Source organism: Actinomadura syzygii (genome assembly GCF_008085905.1).
In the GTDB taxonomy this organism is placed as follows: domain Bacteria; phylum Actinomycetota; class Actinomycetes; order Streptosporangiales; family Streptosporangiaceae; genus Spirillospora; species Spirillospora syzygii.
In genome coordinates this window covers 251,154-267,588 of the sequence record NZ_VSFF01000012.1, presented here as the reverse complement: position 1 = coordinate 267,588, position 16,435 = coordinate 251,154, and the positions used below count along the sequence as shown (strand labels likewise).

General features: G+C 73.6%; 17 protein-coding genes. 11 read left to right on the top strand and 6 right to left on the bottom strand.

What is annotated here, in order from left to right:
* The first annotated feature begins 14 nt into the window (after nucleotides 1–14).
* Nucleotides 15–644, top strand: coding sequence for a TetR/AcrR family transcriptional regulator (locus FXF65_RS31220; protein ID WP_148353632.1), 630 nt, complete (start codon nucleotides 15–17; stop codon nucleotides 642–644).
* Here FXF65_RS31220 and FXF65_RS31215 read toward each other — a convergent pair.
* On the bottom strand, nucleotides 641–1,273 hold the full coding sequence (locus FXF65_RS31215) for an ATP-binding protein (protein WP_246199246.1): 633 nt from the start codon (nucleotides 1,271–1,273) through the stop codon (nucleotides 641–643). The two genes, FXF65_RS31220 and FXF65_RS31215, sit on opposite strands and share 4 nt — an antisense overlap.
* A 195-nt stretch (nucleotides 1,274–1,468) precedes the next feature.
* Between FXF65_RS31215 and FXF65_RS31210 the strand changes: the two genes are divergently transcribed.
* The 4 genes from FXF65_RS31210 (at nucleotide 1,469) to FXF65_RS31195 (ending at nucleotide 5,455) form a co-directional block, all read left to right on the top strand.
* Nucleotides 1,469–2,314, top strand: coding sequence for a helix-turn-helix domain-containing protein (locus FXF65_RS31210; RefSeq protein ID WP_148353631.1), 846 nt, complete (start codon nucleotides 1,469–1,471; stop codon nucleotides 2,312–2,314).
* Entirely contained in the window at nucleotides 2,311–2,511 is a 201-nt protein-coding gene (locus FXF65_RS31205; protein WP_148353630.1) for a DUF397 domain-containing protein, read from the top strand. Before FXF65_RS31210 ends, FXF65_RS31205 begins: the two co-directional genes overlap by 4 nt.
* Before the next feature lie 159 nt (nucleotides 2,512–2,670).
* On the top strand, nucleotides 2,671–3,690 hold the full coding sequence (locus FXF65_RS31200) for an LLM class F420-dependent oxidoreductase (protein WP_148353629.1): 1,020 nt from the start codon (nucleotides 2,671–2,673) through the stop codon (nucleotides 3,688–3,690).
* A gap of 109 nt (nucleotides 3,691–3,799) precedes the next feature.
* On the top strand, nucleotides 3,800–5,455 hold the full coding sequence (locus FXF65_RS31195) for an acetolactate synthase large subunit (protein ID WP_148353628.1): 1,656 nt from the start codon (nucleotides 3,800–3,802) through the stop codon (nucleotides 5,453–5,455).
* A 12-nt stretch (nucleotides 5,456–5,467) separates the two neighbouring features.
* Here the strand turns inward: FXF65_RS31195 and FXF65_RS31190 are convergent, their stop codons facing one another.
* Both FXF65_RS31190 and FXF65_RS31185 read right to left on the bottom strand, forming a co-directional pair.
* Entirely contained in the window at nucleotides 5,468–6,268 is an 801-nt protein-coding gene (locus FXF65_RS31190) for a methyltransferase domain-containing protein (RefSeq protein ID WP_148353627.1), read from the bottom strand.
* A 135-nt stretch (nucleotides 6,269–6,403) separates the two neighbouring features.
* Nucleotides 6,404–6,649 carry a hypothetical protein gene (locus tag FXF65_RS31185; RefSeq protein ID WP_148353626.1) on the bottom strand — a complete coding sequence of 82 codons (246 nt, stop codon included), beginning with the start codon at nucleotides 6,647–6,649 and terminating at the stop codon, nucleotides 6,404–6,406.
* Nucleotides 6,650–7,107: 458 nt separating this feature from the next.
* On the opposite strand from FXF65_RS31185, the gene FXF65_RS31180 reads away from it, so the two are divergent.
* The 4 genes from FXF65_RS31180 (at nucleotide 7,108) to FXF65_RS31165 (ending at nucleotide 10,200) form a co-directional block, all read left to right on the top strand.
* Nucleotides 7,108–8,316 (top strand): sensor histidine kinase, encoded by a 1,209-nt coding sequence (locus FXF65_RS31180; protein WP_246199244.1) that lies wholly within the window; start codon nucleotides 7,108–7,110, stop codon nucleotides 8,314–8,316.
* 47 nt (nucleotides 8,317–8,363) lie between these two features.
* Nucleotides 8,364–9,011, top strand: a complete 648-nt coding sequence (locus tag FXF65_RS31175; protein WP_148353625.1) for a response regulator — start codon at nucleotides 8,364–8,366, stop codon at nucleotides 9,009–9,011.
* 65 nt (nucleotides 9,012–9,076) lie between these two features.
* Complete coding sequence (locus FXF65_RS31170; RefSeq protein WP_246199243.1) at nucleotides 9,077–9,409, top strand: hypothetical protein; 333 nt, start codon at nucleotides 9,077–9,079, stop codon at nucleotides 9,407–9,409.
* 83 nt (nucleotides 9,410–9,492) lie between these two features.
* Nucleotides 9,493–10,200: a DUF4328 domain-containing protein gene (locus FXF65_RS31165; RefSeq protein ID WP_148353623.1), complete on the top strand. Its 708-nt coding sequence runs from the start codon at nucleotides 9,493–9,495 to the stop codon at nucleotides 10,198–10,200.
* On the opposite strand, the gene FXF65_RS31160 is transcribed toward FXF65_RS31165, so the two are convergent.
* The 3 genes from FXF65_RS31160 to FXF65_RS31150 form a co-directional block, all read right to left on the bottom strand.
* Nucleotides 10,197–13,562: a DNA polymerase III subunit alpha gene (locus FXF65_RS31160; RefSeq protein WP_246199242.1), complete on the bottom strand. Its 3,366-nt coding sequence runs from the start codon at nucleotides 13,560–13,562 to the stop codon at nucleotides 10,197–10,199. The two genes, FXF65_RS31165 and FXF65_RS31160, sit on opposite strands and share 4 nt — an antisense overlap.
* Before the next feature lies 1 nt (nucleotide 13,563).
* Nucleotides 13,564–13,839 (bottom strand): DUF6504 family protein, encoded by a 276-nt coding sequence (locus FXF65_RS31155; protein WP_148353622.1) that lies wholly within the window; start codon nucleotides 13,837–13,839, stop codon nucleotides 13,564–13,566.
* Nucleotides 13,840–13,977: 138 nt separating this feature from the next.
* Nucleotides 13,978–14,250, bottom strand: coding sequence for a hypothetical protein (locus FXF65_RS31150; RefSeq protein ID WP_246178120.1), 273 nt, complete (start codon nucleotides 14,248–14,250; stop codon nucleotides 13,978–13,980).
* A gap of 325 nt (nucleotides 14,251–14,575) precedes the next feature.
* Here FXF65_RS31150 and FXF65_RS31145 point away from each other — a divergent pair, with 325 nt between their 5' ends.
* Both FXF65_RS31145 and FXF65_RS31140 read left to right on the top strand, forming a co-directional pair.
* Nucleotides 14,576–15,385, top strand: coding sequence for a TetR family transcriptional regulator (locus FXF65_RS31145; RefSeq protein WP_148353620.1), 810 nt, complete (start codon nucleotides 14,576–14,578; stop codon nucleotides 15,383–15,385).
* 78 nt (nucleotides 15,386–15,463) lie between these two features.
* Complete coding sequence (locus FXF65_RS31140; protein ID WP_148353619.1) at nucleotides 15,464–16,426, top strand: quinone oxidoreductase family protein; 963 nt, start codon at nucleotides 15,464–15,466, stop codon at nucleotides 16,424–16,426.
* Nucleotides 16,427–16,435 lie beyond the last annotated feature (9 nt).

Genomic DNA, 16,435 nt, shown 5'->3' with positions numbered 1-16,435 from the left:
CATAGGCTGTCGCGGTGAGCTACCAGCGCCTGTCCCCGGACGAACGGCGCGCCCAGATCCTGGACGTCGCACGGCGGATGTTCACCGAGCTCCCCTACGCCGAGGTGTCGACCGCCGCCATCGCGCGCGAGACGGGCGTCCAGCGCGGTCTGATCCACTACTACTTCGGGACGAAGCGCGAACTGTTCCTCAAGGTCGTCCAGGGGCTGACGGCGGAGGCCGCGCTGCAGGCGCCCCCGCCGGACGAGCGGCTCACCCTCGCCGATGCCGTCGAGCTGTGCGTGGACCTCTTCCTCGACACGGCGGAGCGCAACGCGACGACCTGGTTCGCGGCGCTCGACGCCGAGGGCTTCGGGCAGGACCCGGAACTGCTGCGGATCGTGAACCGGTTCCGCGACGAGACGGTGGAGCACATGCTCGCCGTCCTGCGGGTGCCGGAGCCGACCGAGACGCTGCGCGCCGTCCTGCGCGTCTACTCCGGGCTGGCGGACGCGGCCACCCGGCAGTGGCTACAGGAGCGGACGCTCGACCGCGCGCAGGTCCACACGCTTCTCGCGCGGTCGCTGCTCGCCCTGGTGAACGACATCGGCCCGGCCCTCGAACGGGACCGCCCAGCGGAGGGCCGACGGGGCCAGCGGGGCTAGCGGAGCGCGGCGGCGGCCGTCGCGCCCGGCACGGCGAACCAGACGGCCTTGCCGCGGACGGACGGCCCGAGCCGCGACCGGGTGCGCCGCGTCCCCCACCGCCCGCCGGACAGCTCGCGGACGATGCTCAGCCCGCGCCCGCAGTCGCCGGACGTCCACGAGTAGCCGGGCAGCGCGGCCTCCGCGAACGCGTCGAAGATCGCGCAGCGCACCTCACCGGCCGCGCCCGCGTCCGGGGTCCCGGGCGGCTCGGGCGGCTCCGCGCCGGGGAGGTAGAGCCACAGCTCGTGCGGGCCGTGGTCGCCCGCGTGCTGGTGCGCGTTCGTGGCGAGCTCGCTGACCATGAGCTGCGCGTCGCAGATCGCGCCGGGCGGCACGCCCAGCTTGGCGAGCGCGTCGCGCAGGACGCGGCGGGCGTGCCCGGCGCAGCCCGGCCCGCCCGGCAGGGCCCAGACCCAGCCGGGCCTCGCGCCGGTCCGGGCGGCGCGCCCGGCCCCGGCGGTCATCGCACCGGTCGTCGTCGCACCGGCCGTCATCGCACCGGCCGTCATCGCATCGGCCGTCTTCGCATCGGACATCGTCTCCGCCGTCGGTTCGGCTGCCGCCGGTTGGGCTGACGTGCTGTTCACGGGTTCCTCCCGCGCTCCGGCCGGCCGGGCGTCCCACCGCCAGGTCCGTCACATTCGGTCCCCGTGCCGTTACAGGGCCAAGGGTCTCGTGAGATTCTCACCTTCGCAACTGCATTCGCGGAATTGCTCTGCCCTTCCTGCCGGGTTCGTCAATCGCGTTGTGACGCGCCCCGAGAGTGGTAAGACTCCACTCCCATGACCTACCGCCCGACCGTTCGTGGCCGCCGCCTGGCACGGGAGCTCCGCAAGCTGCGGGAAGAGCAGGGCCTGACCCTCCAGGAGGTGGCGGACCGGCTCGACTGGTCGCGAGCCACCGTCTCCCGCCTGGAAACGAGCCAGACCCGTCCGAAACCCGGCGACATCGCCGACATCCTCGATCTCTACGGCGTGCCGAGCCCCGACCGCGACGCGCTGATCACCCTCGCCCGGCAGGCCGGGCAGCGCGGCTGGTGGACGGCGTACCAGGACGTGTTCGCCGGCAGCTACGTCGCGCTCGAGGACGAGGCGTCCCACATCCGCACGTGGGACCCGCAGCTCGTGCACGGGCTGCTGCAGACCGAGCCGTACTCGCGCTCCGTGATCACGGCGGGCCGGCTGCTGCCCGGCCCGGAGGACATCGAGCGCCGGATCGCCGCCCGCAAGATCCGCCAGGCCCTCCTCGACCGGACGGACGCGCCGCGGCTGCAAGTGATCTTCGACGAGGCGGTGCTGCGCCGTCCGATCGGCGGCGCGGCGGTGATGCGCGAGCAGTTGGAGGCGCTCGCCAATGTCGGAGCGACCCGCCCATCCGTCACCATTCAGGTACTTCCATTTACAGCACGGGAGCATGCGGGCCTAGACGGACGATTCACCATATTGTCGTATCCAGACCCTGCTGACCCAGATATCGCCTACGTAGAGGGCACCATGGGCGACGTTTACCTTGAGAGTGCTGAGGCAATAGCAAAACATAGGGATCGCTTCGAACGCATAGAGGAAGCGGCCCTGTCCCCCGAGGAATCCGCGCACCTCATAGCCGAGGCAGCAAGGAGCAGCCCGTGACCAACCCGCAGCGCGAACTCACCGGTGCCGTCTGGCGCAAGTCCTCCCACAGCGGGAGCGGCGATCAGTGCGTCGAGGTGGCGTCGCTGACCGGAGACTTTCGCGCGGTCCGTGACTCCAAGGACCCGGCCGGCCCCGCGCTGGTGCTGACGCGGTCCGCCTGGCGGAGCCTGTTGAGCGCGATCAAGGAGGTCTAGCGAGCAATTCCCCCCGGGGGCCGCGGCGCGCGTGCCGCGGCCCCCGCCCATGTCCGGGCCCCGCCCGCGTCCGGCCCCCTGCACGTCCGGGCGCGTCCCCTTTCGACGAACTAGAACGTGTTCTAGTATCGCGTGCGTCGCCAACCGGGAGGGTGTCCCATGACCGCGGACCTGAAGCTCGGCATCAACGTCGGCTACTGGCAGCGCGACCCCGACGACCAGACCGAGACGGTGCTCGCCGCCGAGCGCTGCGGCTACGACTCGGTGTTCACCGCGGAGGCGTACGGCTCCGACGCGTTCACCCCGCTCACCTGGTACGCGGCGCGGACGTCCCGGATCAGGCTCGGCACCGCCGTCGTGCAGCTCTCCGCGCGCACTCCGGCGGCGACCGCGATGCACGCGCTCACGCTGGACGCGCTGTCCGGCGGACGGCTCATCCTCGGGCTCGGCGCGTCCGGCCCGCAGGTCGTGGAAGGCTGGTACGGGCAGCCGTTCCCGAAGCCGCTCGCCCGCACCCGCGAGTACCTCGACATCGTCCGGCGGGTGTGGCGGCGCGAGGAGCCGGTGACGAGCGACGGCCCGCACTACCCGCTCCCCCATCCGGGCGGCGCGGGGCTCGGCAAGCCGCTGAAGTCGATCGTCCATCCGGTGCGCCCGGAGATCCCCGTCTACCTGGGCGCGGAGGGGCCGAAGAACGTCGCGCTGGCCGCCGAGCTCGCGCAGGGCTGGCTGCCGCTGTTCATCGACCCGCAGCAGATCGAGCCGGTGTTCGGCGCGTCGCTCGCGGGACGCCCGGACGGCTTCGAGATCGCCGCCACCGTCGTCACGATCGTCACCGACGACCTGCGCGGCGCGCTGGAGTTCGCGAAGATCCCGCTCGCCTTCTACATCGGCGGGATGGGCGCCCGCGACCGCAACTTCCACCTCGACATGATCGGCCGGCTCGGCTACGCGGAGGAGGCGGCGCGCGTCCAGGCGCTGTTCCTGGAAGGTCGCCGAGACGAGGCGATCAGGGCCGTCCCGGACGAGCTGGCCGACGCGATCTCCCTCCTCGGCCCGCTCGGACGGATCAGGGAGCGGCTCGACCTGTGGCGGAACAGCCCGGTCACCACGGTCCTGGTCGCCGGGGTCCGGGACGAGCCGACCCTGCGCGCCCTCAAGGACCTCGCCGACTCCTGAGCGACCCTCGGGAGATCAACCCCACATCCCCGTCTGGAATGGAGGTAGGGCTACGGGCGCTGCACATAACAGCACCCGGCGATAAGCATGACTGGAGATGGGACACACGATGTCCACGCAGGAAGACGCCGCCCGCCTGCTCGTCAGGATCCTTGAGGCGGAGGGCGTCGAGTACGTATTCGGCATCCCGGGCGAGGAGAACATCCATTTCGTCCACGCCCTGAACGACTCGTCCATCCGCTACATCCTCGTCCGGCACGAGCAGGGCGCCGCGTTCATGGCGGAGATCTACGGACGGCTGACCGGGAAGGCGGGCGTGGCGTCGGCGACGCTCGGGCCCGGCGCGATCAACCTCCAGCTCGGCGTCGCGGACGCCACCACCAACAGCACCCCGGTCGTGGCGATCTCCGCGCAGGTCGGCCTGGACCGGATCTACAAGGAGTCGCACCAGATCATCGACCTCGTGTCGCTGTTCCGGCCGGTGACGAAGTGGGCGGAGCTGGCGCCGACCCCCGAGTCGCTGCCCGAGGTGGTGCGCAAGGCGTTCAAGACGGCGCAGACCGAACGTCCCGGCGCGGTGTACCTGGCGATCCCGGAGGACGTCGAGTCGGCGAAGGTGTCGGCCGACCTGCGGCCGCTGCCGGTCAACGTGGTCCGGACGCAGGAGCCGTCGCCGTCGCAGATCGCCCGCGCCGCGGACGTGCTGGCGCTCGCGCGGCGGCCGGTCGTCCTCGCCGGGCACGGTGCGACCCGCGCCCGCGCGAGCGAGGCGCTCGTCTACTTCTCCGAGCACCTCGGCCTGCCGGTCGCGACCACGTTCAACGGCAAGGGCGTCTTCCCGGACGACCATCCGAACGCGCTCGGCGCGGTCGGGTTCATGCGCCACGACTATGTGAACTACGGGTTCGACGAGGCGGACGTCCTCATCGCCGTCGGCTACGAGCTCCAGGAGTTCGACCCGGTCAAGGTCAACCCGAACGCCGACAAGAAGATCATCCATATTCACCGGTTCCCGGCGGAGGTGGACGACCACTACCCGGTCGAGGTCGGCATCCAGGGCGACGTCTCGCGGACGCTCCGCGCGCTGGCCGACTCCGTCCACCGCCGCTTCGACGTGAACGGGACCGGCCGCAGGATCCGCCAGATGATCGCCGGGGAACTGGCCGAGGGCGCGACCGAGGACGGCCACCCGCTCTCCCCGCGCCGCATCGTCGCGGACGTCCGCGAGGCCATGGGACGCAGCGACATCGTCCTCGCCGACACCGGCGCGGTGAAGATGTGGATGGCCCGCATGTACCCGACCTACGAGCCGAACACGCTGCTCGTGTCGAACGGGCTGTCGTCGATGGGGTTCGCCGTCCCGGGCGCGATCGCCGCGAAGCTCGCGCACCCGGAGCGGAAGGTGCTCGCCGCGACCGGGGACGGCGCGTTCCTGATGAACTCGCAGGAGCTGGAGACGGCCGTCCGGGAGAACGTCCCGATCACGGTGCTTGTCTGGGACGACTCCGCGTACGGCCTGATCGGCTGGAAGATGGACCTGGACCTCGGCACCAGTTCCAACATCACGTTCGGCAACCCCGACTTCGTGAAGTACGCGGAGAGCTTCGGCGCCCGCGGCTACCGCGTCGAGTCCGCCGGGGAGCTGCTGCCCACGCTCCGCAAGGCGCTGGACGACGACGCGGTGTCGGTGATCGCCGTCCCGGTCGACTACTCGCACAACCTCCGGCTCACCGACAAGCTGGGAGAGCTGACCGACCCGTTCTAGGCTCCGGCGGGGTCAGACGCGGCAGACGATCTCGCCGTGGGTGACGGAGAACCAGCCGTCGTCGGCCGCCGCCCACTCCTTCCAGCCCTCGTACACGCGGCGCAGTTCGTCGCGGGTGGCGTGGCCGCCCGCGACGGCCGCGTCCGCGACCCCCGACCTGAGCATGCGTCCGCCCCAGGACTCGCTCCACCACTCGCGCTCGGCGGGCGTCGCGAAGCACCAGGCGGACGCGGTGGCGGTGACGTCGCTGAACCCGGCCTCCCGCGCCCACGAGACGAGGAGGCGCCCGGCGTCCGGCTCGCCGCCGTTACCGCGCGCCACCTTGTAGTAGACGGGCAGCCAGGCGTCCATTCCGGGCGGGTTCGGGTGCCAGATCATCGTCCCGAAGTCGGCCTCGCGGGCGGTGACGACGCCGCCGGGCCTGGTGACGCGCCGCATCTCGCGCAGCGCCTGGACGGGGTCGGCGATGTGCTGCAGCACCTGGTGCGCGTGGACGACGTCGAACGCGCCGTCCGCGTAGGACAGGGCGTGGACGTCGGCGACGGCGAACTCGACGTTGTCCAGCCCAGCGGTGTTCCGGCGGGCGTCGGCGAGGACGGTCTCGGCGGCGTCGACGCCGAGGACCCGTCCGGGGGCGACGCGCTCGGCGATCCCGGCGGTGATCGTGCCGGGGCCGCAGCCGACGTCCAGCACCGACGCCCCGGGGCGCAGGTGCTCGATCAGGTGGGCGGCGGAGTTCTCGACCGTGCGCCACAGGTGCGCGCTCAGGACGTTCTCGTGGTGGCCGTGCGTGTAGGTCGCCTTCGGGGTCATGCGGATCACCTCTCTGTGCCGTCCCCGCACCCTACGCCGAGTTCTCAGATATCGAGAAACATGTCTTGCAATGTGAGACACACGGGCAAAGGAAAAGGGGACCGGAAGCCGGTCCCCTTCGCCGGGTGCGCGCGGTCAGGCCGCCACGGCCACGCGGGCGGGCCTGCGCCGGACGGGCCGCGCGGGAACGCGCGGCGCGGGCGGCGCGGGCAGCGCCTCGACCGGGGCCAGCGCGGCGGGCGCCGTCACGGCGGCGGTCTCGGCATAGGCGTTCAGCGTGGCGTGGGAGAGGTCGGTGAGCCACGGCTCGACGACGGTCCGCTCGGCGGGCCCGTCGAGCCGCGGGTAGGAGAGATGGAACGTGCCGGTCGCCGCGCTCATGTCGACACCCCTTCCTTCTTGCCCGGTGGCACCGCGCCGGTGCGGTCGCCACCGTCTGCGACATACCCCTTGGTACGTCGTTACAAGCCACTTGGTTCGACACCTGTTCCCGGGTGTCTCCCAAATCACAAGGTCAACGCTACGCACCGGGTCTGACATTCTCGAACGTTTATTCGGCCGGAGCCCCGCCGCGGGCGGCGGATTCACCCCGGCACGGGGACTCGGTCAGGAACGGCGGGCGCGGATCGACTCGGCGATCTCCATGACGGGCATCACGATCCCGGCGTAGATCACGAAGGCGGCGAACGCCAGGACGAGGGGCAGATATATCAAGGACATGCCTCCAGCGTGCGCGCCGGGAGGGGCACTCCGCATCGGGCGAGGGTCCGGTCCCGAGGGGCGCGGATCAGCCGAACGGCTGATCCGCCGGTCCGCCACGGGTCGTACGCTGCCTGAGCGTGAGCGACATCGGCGCGCGGCTCGACCGCATCCACTCGGTGGGCGGCTGCCTGCTGCGCCTCGCCTACGCCGGGTTCGCGGGCCTCTACCTGCTGGGCTGCGCGGTCTCCGTCCTCGGCGAGCTCGGGACGCTGTGGCTGGTGGCCGTCGCGGCGGTCGCGAACGGCGCGGCGATCTCCGGCCGCCGGTTCGCCGGCTGGACGTTCGCCGCCGTGTCGCTGTCCGCGCTGACCACCCTCTACGGCGGGCTCGCGGGCGTCCCGGAGCTCGGCCAGCCGAGCCTGTTCGCGGAGATCGGCGGCCTGCTGATCGTGCTGGCCCGGACGGTGTGGCGGACGGACCGGCAGCGGCTCGTCCCGACCTCCGTCATGATCGGCGCGGCGATCATGACGACGCCGCTGCGCTACTCGCCGCTCGCCGCGCTGCTGTTCACCGCCCCGCTCGGCGTCACCGTCGCGATCGCCCTCGGCATCGGGCTGTACCTGCGGGCCGTCGACGCCCGCCGGTCCCGCGCGCTCGCCGCCGCGCGCCGGGACGAGCGCCTGGAGCTGGCCCGCGACCTGCACGACTTCGTCGCCCACCACGTGACGGGGATCGTCGTCCAGGCGCAGGCGGCGCGGTTCACGGCCGGGTCCGGCGCGGCCCACTCGCCCGAGCAGCTCGACGCGATGCTCGGCGGGATCGAGAAGGCGGGCACCGAGGCGCTGACGTCGATGCGCCGCATGGTCGGCCTGCTCCGCGACGCCCAGCACGTCGACGCCCCGGACGGCGAGGCCCGCGGGGACGGCGGCGCCGCGACCCGTCCGGTCGGGGACCTCGCCCGGCTCCGCGAGCTGGTCGACGGGTTCACCCATCCGCCCGCCGCGCTGACCCTCGCGCCCGACCTCGGCACGCTGCCGCCGGAGGTCGCGACGTCGGCGCACCGGGTGGTGCAGGAGGCGCTCACCAACGTCCGCAAGCACGCCGCCGACGCCGCGACCGTGCAGGTCACGCTGGTGCGGGTCGGCCACGACGTCGAGGTCGCGGTCCGCGACGACGGCCGGGGCCGGGGCCGCCGGCTCCCGTCCGGCGGGTTCGGGCTGACCGGGCTGTCGGAGCGGGTCGGCGCGCTCGGCGGGCGGCTGCGCGCGGGCCCGCGCCCGGACGGCGGCTGGGAGGTCGTCGCCGTGCTGCCGGTCCCGGACGGCCGGGCCGCCGCCGACCGCTGAACGCCGGCCCGTGACCGCCGGTCGGGGATTGCTGACAGAATCGGCGCGTGGCCATCCGCGTACTGATCGCCGACGACCAGGAGATGGTCCGGACCGGTTTCCGGATGATCGTCGACTCGCAGCCGGACATGGAGGTGGTCGGGGAGGCCGCCGACGGCGCCGAGGCCGTCGAGCTGGCCCGGCGCCTCCACCCGGACGTGTGCCTGTTCGACATCCGCATGCCGCGGCTGGACGGCCTCGCCGCGACCCGCGCCCTCGCCGGTCCGGACGTCCCCGACCCGCCGCGCATCGTGATCGTCACGACGTTCGACATGGACGAGTACGTCTACGGGGCGCTGCGCGGCGGCGCGGTCGGGTTCCTGCTGAAGGACAGCGGGCCCGCGCTGCTGGTGGAGGCCGTCCGCGCGGCGGCGAGCGGCGGGTCGCTGGTGTCGCCGTCGATCACCGTCCGGCTGCTGGAGCACCTCGCCCGGCCGTCCGCGGCGCCGCGCCCGCCGAGCGAGCCGCTCACCGACCGGGAGGTGGACGTCGTCCGGCTCGTCGCCCGCGGCCGGACGAACGAGGAGATCGCCGCCGAGCTGTTCGTGTCGCTGTCCACGGTGAAGACGCACCTCGGCAACGTGCACCGCAAGCTCGGCACCCGGAACCGGGTCGAGACGGCGGCGTGGGCGTGGGAGTCGGGCCTCACCGCCTGACTGAAGAGCGATAGGCACGGGGAAAGGGAGAGGCGCTGGCACCGGAGTCGCTGAACGGGCTGCCCGTGACCGTCCTGATCGTCTGGGCGCTGTTCGCCGCCGGGTGGGGCCTCGTCCTGCTGCGGCTGCGCGGCGGGCTGCACGGCCCGGACCGGGGGCCCGCGCTGTTCGCGCACACGGTGACCCCGCCGGGCGTCGTCCTCGCGTTCTCGCTGGTGGGCTTCGGCTCGCTGTACGCGACGATCGCGCTGACCGCCGAGTGGTGGGCGCTGCTCGCGGTGACCGGGTTCCGGCCGGAGCGGCTGCTGTCCACCGGCGGGCTCGGCCGCCTCGCCGCCTGGGCCGCCGTCACCGCCGCGGGCACGTTCGCGACCGTCCGGCTCGTCTTCCATGTTTGAGCGTGAACCCGTGTGGGGCCGCGTAAGTCAAACGTACGTAGTATCCAAAGCAGCGAAGCGCAAAAGGCCGTTGGAGGTGGAGCATGCCGTGTGCGTTGTGCGGCGACATCATCCCGGCCGAGGTCGCCCGGTGCCCGGCGTGCGGGGCATGGGCGCGGCGCCGCGACTTCCGCGCCGTCGGCGTGGCCGTGTTCATGCTGCTCGGCTTCAACGCGTTCGTCGCGCTCGGCTCGGGGATCAGCCTGCTCAGGTTCGCGCACCCGCTGCGCGGGGCGACGCATGACAGCTACGACGCGGCGGGCACCGGCCACGCCCTCGCCCCCTACGCGGACGTGTTCACGATCAGCACGATCATGGCCGCGGTCACCGGCGCGCTGTACCTGACCTGGCTGTGGCGCGCCTACCGGCAGTCCCCCGGACCGCACCGGTACCACCGCGCCTGGGTGCTGCTGGGCTGGGTGACCCCGATCGTCAACCTGTGGATGCCGCCGCGCGTGGTCTACGAGGTCTGGGTGAACAGCGGCCGGTACCGGACAGCCGAGCGCCAGGCCGCCGGGCTCGTCGTCGGAGGCTGGTGGGCGTGCGCCCTGCTCGGGCTCGTCCTCGGGCACGCGTTCACGCACGGCAGCGTCGACACGCTCGCGGACGCCCGGTTCGACGTCCACGTCGGCGTCGCCGCCGCCGCGTTCCAGGCGCTGGCCGCGACGCTGGCGATGGCCACCGTCTTCCAGATCACGCGGTTGCAGTGCCTGTTCGCGTCGTCCTCGGCCGACGCGCCGGGTCCCGGCTAAGGCGTCGGGCCGGAAGATCCCCGGCTGGTGTGCCACAGGCGCGCCGCGGGCGGGCGCTTGACCGCGCCTCCCGCGTGGCCGACGTCCGAGTACGGCGACATCGCGAACCCGGTGGGATGGACGATCCGCCGCCCCACCGGGCGTCCCGGACGCGGCGGGCCCGCCATCGCGGCGCGGACCGCGTCCATCCCGCCGCGCAGCCACTCCTCGTGCAGGACGGTCATGTCCCAGCACGCGTACGCGGTGATCGACGCGGAGCCGGAGCCGGGCCGGGCCGCGGCCGCCCGCCGGACCCGGCCGCGCGCGACGAGCAGCCAGCGGCCGAACACCGTCGCGGCGCACCTGTCCTGCACGGACTCGAAGAACGTGAGGTCGACCGGGCCGGTCGCGTCGTCCAGCGTGGCGAAGATCACCCGCTGCCCGGACCGGACCGCCGGGGTCTGCGTCGCGACCTTGACCCCGGCGACGAGGACGTCCGCCCCGTCGGGGCGTCCGGGCAGGTCGGCCGCGCGGACGACGCCGAGCGCGTCGAGCAGCCCGTCGAAGAACGTGACGAGGTGGCGGCTGACGTCCATGCCGAGGACGTCCAGCTCCGCCTCGACGACCTCGGCCGGGGTCATCGGCGGCAGCCCGCCCGGCGCGGCGTCGTCGGCCGGGACGAGCCCGAGCCCGAGGCCGGAGCCGTCCGCACCGTCGAGCGGGAGCTGACCCGCGACCACCGGCGGCGGAGCGGCGGACCGCTCCAGCGCGCCGACCCGGCAGAGCAGGTCCCGGCGCAGCGCCCCCGTGTGGACGCCGTCGAACCCCCCGGCGAGGACGAGCCGCTCCGCCGTCGGCCGGGACACCCGGGCGCGCCGCCAGAAGTCGGTCAGCGACACGTACGGACGGGCGTCCACGATCTTGTGCACCTCGGCGTCGGAGATGCCCCTGACCTCGCTCAGCGCGACCCTGATCCCGGCCGGGCCGCCCTCCGACACCGGCTCGACGTGCCACGCCTGCGCCGACCGGTTGACGTCCAGCGGCAGGATCGGGACGCCGAAATGCCGCGCGTCGTCCAGGATGACCCGCTTCGGATACATGCCGGGGTCGTGGGTGAGGACGCCCGCGTAGAACGCGGCCGTGTGGTGCCGCTTCAACCAGGCCGACTGGTAGGTGGGCAGCGCGAACGACGCGGCGTGCGCCTTGCAGAACCCGAACGCGCCGAACGCGGTCAGCATCCGCCACACGCGCTCGACGGTCTCCGCGTCGTAGCCGCGCGCGAGCGCCCGCTCCCGGAACCACGCCCCGACGACGGCCTGCCCCCGCTCATGGCTGAGGCTCCGCCGCGCCGCCTCCGCCTTCGACAGCCCGCAGCCGGTCATGACGTCGAGGACGCGGAGCACCTGCTCGTGGAAGACGACCACGCCGAGGCTCTCCCGCAGCGCCGGTTCGAGGTCGGGGTGCGGGTAGGCGGGCTCCCGCGTCCCGGCGCGGGCCTCCAGGAACGGCGTCACCATGTCGGAGTTCACCGGCCCGGGACGGAACAGCGAGATGTCGAGGACGAGGTCGTCCAGGTCGCGGGGCTGGAGGCGGCCGATCAGCTCCCGCTGGCCGGGCGACTCGATCTGGAAGCAGCCGAGCGTCCGAGACGTGCGGACCAGCGCGTACGTCGCGGGGTCGTCGCGCGGGACGTCCTCCAGCGCGATCTCCTCCCCCGTCGTCCGCGCGACCTCCGCCACCGCGTGCGCCATCGCCGACTGCATCCGGACGCCGATCACGTCCAGCTTGAGCAGGCCCATCGCCTCGACGTCGTCCTTGTCGAACTGGCTCATCGGGAAGCCGGTCGCGGCCCGCTCCACCGGCGTCCGGTCGCGCAGCGTCGGGTTCGACAGCAGGACGCCGCACGGGTGCATGGCGACGTGCCGGGGCAGGCCGTCCAGCCGTTCGGCGATCCGGAACAGCACCTCCAGGCGCCCGGACGCGAGGTTGCTCTGCCGCAGCTCCGGCAGGTCGTGCAGCGCGGCCGTGATCTGGCTCGCCCGGATCTGCGGGAACGCCTTCGCGATCGCGTCGATCTCGGCGGGCGGGAGTCCGACCGCGTTGCCGACGTCGCGGATCGCGCTGCGCGCCCGGTAGGTCTCCATCATCGACACGCAGGCGGTGCCGTCCGCGCCGAACCGGTCGAACAGCGCCTCGTACGCCTCCAGGCGGCGGGCGGACTCGACGTCCAGGTCGATGTCGGGCAGGCCGTCCCGGCTGTCGGCGAGGAACCGCTCCATGAGCAGGCCGTGCCGCAGCGGGTCGAGGTCGCCGATGCCGAGCGCGTAGGTGACGAGGCTGCCCGCGCCCGAGCCGCGGATCGCGCAGCGGATGCCCCGCGCCCTGATCAGCGCGGCGGCCTCCGCGACCGTGAGGAAGTAGGACGCGAGGCCCTTCCGGGCGATCACCGCCAGCTCGTCGTCGAGCCGCGCCGCCGCCGTCCGGGAGCCGTCCAGGCCGCGGCGGGCCAGGCCGTCCGCGCAGCGGGCGACGAGCCGCGCGTACGGGTCGCCGCCGGCGGACGGCAGGTGGACGTCGTCCATGCCGAGGTCGCGGGCCGGGTCGAGGACGCACCGCTCGGACAGCCGCCGCGTCTCGGCGAGCAGCGCGTCCGCCTCGTCCGGGCCGCAGGCCAATTCGGCGACCCGGCGCATCTCCGGGACGGGTTTCAGGTACGCCTGCCCGGTCCGGTCGTCCAGGTGGCGGCGGTCGAGCGGGACGCGGCGGCGCGTCACGTCCAGTACCTGCGCGACGGGATGGTCCTCCGGGTCCAGGTAGCGGACGGCGTTGCCGAGCACCGCGGGCGCCCCGGCCGCGCGGGCGAGGGCGAGCATCCGGGCCGCGCGGGGCCCGTCGCCCTCGTCGAGGTGGTTCACGATCTCGACGGCCGTCTCGACCGTGCCGCGCCACCGGCGCAGGAGGCGGGCCGCGACGTCCGGACGGCGCCCGGCGACGGCGCGGCCGACGTCCGACCACGGCCCGAGCAGGACGACCAGGCCGTCCGCGTGCGCGCCGACCATCTCCCGCGTCACCAGCGGGTTCCCGCGCTCGCCCGCCGCGTGCGCGGCGGTCACCAGGCGGCAGAGCGACCGGTACCCGGCGCGCCCCGCGGCGAGGACGACGATCCGCTCCTCGCCGGTGGACGCGACCTTCAGGTCGGCGCCGACGACGGCGCCGATCCCCGCGTCCGCGCATGACAGAACGTGACGGACCGCGCCGTACAGCCCGTCCCGGTCGGTCAGCGCGAGCGTCTCCATGCCGAGGCCCGCGGCACGCTCGGCCAGCGCCGCCGGACTGGCGGCGCCGTACCGGAGCGAATAGCCCGAAGCGACATGAAGGTGCACGTCAATCCCATACCCGGGATAGCATCCAGCTGTCGGCGGGCACGTCGTAGCGCAGCTCGTAGACGCCGACCTCGCGGCCCGGGGCGGCCTCGACCCGCCAGAACTCCCGCTCTCCGGTGGCCTCGCCGTCGGGCTGCCGCTCCCGCCACCAGTCACGGGTCGTGACCCAGTGCTCCAGCACCCGCCGGACGGTGTAGAGCCGGCCACGCCAGACGAACCGGACCGGACGTCCGTCGCTCACCCAGACGTCCACCGGGTCGCCGAACACGCGCGTCATCTGCCTCCCCCTCGCGCTCACCGCACGGGGGAAGGACATGCGGACCTGTGACGATTCGAACGAATGTTCGCATCAGGGAGTGTAGGGAAGTCGCCGCCCCGCGAGCAAGGCGGGTCGGCGGAAACGCGCGCCCGAAGATCAGGCGAGCAGGCGGGCGAGCCGCTCGGCGACGTCGGCCACGTCGGCGACGTCGGCCATCCCGCCGCCCGGCCACAGGTAGGACCAGCCCTCGCCGGACGGGGTGGCGACGACCATGAGCTGCCTGCGCGCCCCCGGTCCCGACACGCTCAGCAGTGACTCCCCGGGGCCGGTCAGCCGCCAGGACAGGCCGTGGGCCTCGACCTCGTGCGCGAGGGCCGCGAGGTGGCGCTTGCGCACCTCGGCGATCCCCCGTCCACCGACTACAGACACAATCAGCCGCCTCAGCATGGTCCGAGCCGCCGGGCGATGACCTTCGGCGACCGTCCGGCGACGGTTGGTGACCGACTCTCAGCATGACCCGGATTCCCTCGCTGCGCAGCGGAAATCCACAGAGTGGGACGGTCGCCGGAATATTCGGCGAGGATGGACCGTAGAGCGAGCCGCGACGCGCCGGGCGGCGATGCGCCATTCCGGGGCTCCGGAACGGGTTCCGGATGGTGGAACCCGGCGCGCATACGGAGGACGCGTCCGTGATAAAAGCCTCTGAGAGCCGGGCGCGCAGCGCCCGCGTCCAGCGGACAGAAGGAGCGAGCCGATGAGCGCCGTCCCCGCCGGCGACCCGTCGAGCCCCGAGACCGGCGGCGCCCCCGCCCGTGCCGGCGCACCCGCGGCCCCCGCGCAGGAACCGGAGGAAACGCCCGGTCAGCCGCCCGAGCAGCCGCGCCCGCAGGCGCCCGAACGGCCGGCGGAGCCCGGGCAGCCGCCCGAGCCGCCGGCGGGCCGGACGCCCGCGCTCGCGGGCCTGCGCGAGCGCAAGAAGCAGCGGACCCGCCTCGCCCTCCTCGACGCCGCGCTCGACCTGTTCCTCTCGCAGGGCTACGAGGAGACCACGATCGACGAGATCGTGGCCGCCGTGGAGGTGTCGCAGCGGACGTTCTTCCGTTACTTCGCCACCAAGGAGGACGTGATAACGGGCACCCTCGCCGAGCACGACCGCGTCCTGAAGGAGGCGCTCGCCGGTCGCCCGGCCGAGGAGCGGCCGTTCACCGCGCTGTTCGAGGCGCTGCGCGTGGTGCTGTGCGCGATCGCCCAGGGCGACCCGACCGACAGCGCCCGGTTCCGCCGCGTCCGGCAGGTGATCGAGTCGACGCCGACGCTGGTCACCGCGCACATGGCGGCGCACTCGGCGACGACGGACGCGCTCGTCGCCGAGATCGCGCGGCGCGAGGGCGTCGACCCCGTGGCCGACCTGCGGCCCCGGTTCGTCGTCGCGTTCTTCATGGCGGCGGTCAAGGTCGCGTTCGAGGACTGCGCCCGCCGCGACATCTGGGACGCGGGCACCGTCGCCGCCCGCGTCGAGGAGGCCGTCGCGCTCATCGGCCGCACCGTCCGCGACTGGGTTTGAGCGCCCGCCCGGTGGAATAGCCCGCCGGGGACGCGGGTTGCCTTGATCGTTCCCAACCGTCCGGCAGGAGGGCACCACATGCGCGCGATCGTCGTCACCGAGACCGGCGGACCCGAGGTCCTGACGCCCGCGGAGCGGCCGCGGCCCGAGCCCGGCCCCGGCGAGGTGCTGATCGACGTGGCGGCGGGCGGCGTCAACTTCATCGACGTGTACTACCGGACGGGCGCCTACCCGCAGGAGCTCCCCTACACGCCGGGCGTCGAGGCCGCCGGGACGGTCGCGGCGGTCGGCGAGGGCGTCCGCGAGTTCGCGGCGGGCGACCGCGTCGCCTGGGCGAACATCCAGGGCGGGCACGCGGAGCAGGCCGCCGTCCGGGCGGACAGGGTCGTGCCCGTCCCGGACGGCGTCGGCCTGGAGGACGCGGCGGCCGTCCTGCTCCAGGGCATGACGGCGCACTACCTGACGCGGGCGACGTACGCGATCCGGGAGGGCGACACCGTCCTCGTCCACGCGGCGGCGGGCGGGATGGGGCTGCTGCTCGTCCAGGCGGCGACGGCGCTCGGCGCGCGGGTGATCGGGACGGCGTCCACGCCCGAGAAGCGCGACCTCGCCGCCGGGGCGGGAGCCGACGCGACACTCGACTACGACGACTTCGCCGCCCGGGTGCGGGAGCTGACCGGCGGGGAGGGCGTCGCGGCCGTGTACGACGGGGTCGGCGCGGCCACGTTCGACGGGAGCCTCGCGAGCCTGCGCCCGCGCGGCGTCCTCGCGCTGTACGGGGCGGCGAGCGGCCCGGTGCCGCCGTTCGACCCGCAGCGCCTCAACGCGGCGGGCTCGGTGTACCTGACGCGGCCGTCGCTCGTGCATTTCATCACGGCCCGCGAGGAGCTCTTGGAGCGCGCCGCCGACGTCTACCGCTGGGTGGCGGACGGCCGGGTGAAGGTGCACGTCGGACGCCGGTACGGCCTCGCCGACACCCGCTCCGCACACGCCGATCTGGAGGCGCGGCGGAGCACCGGCAAGCTCCTGGTGATCCCCTGACCGTCCCTC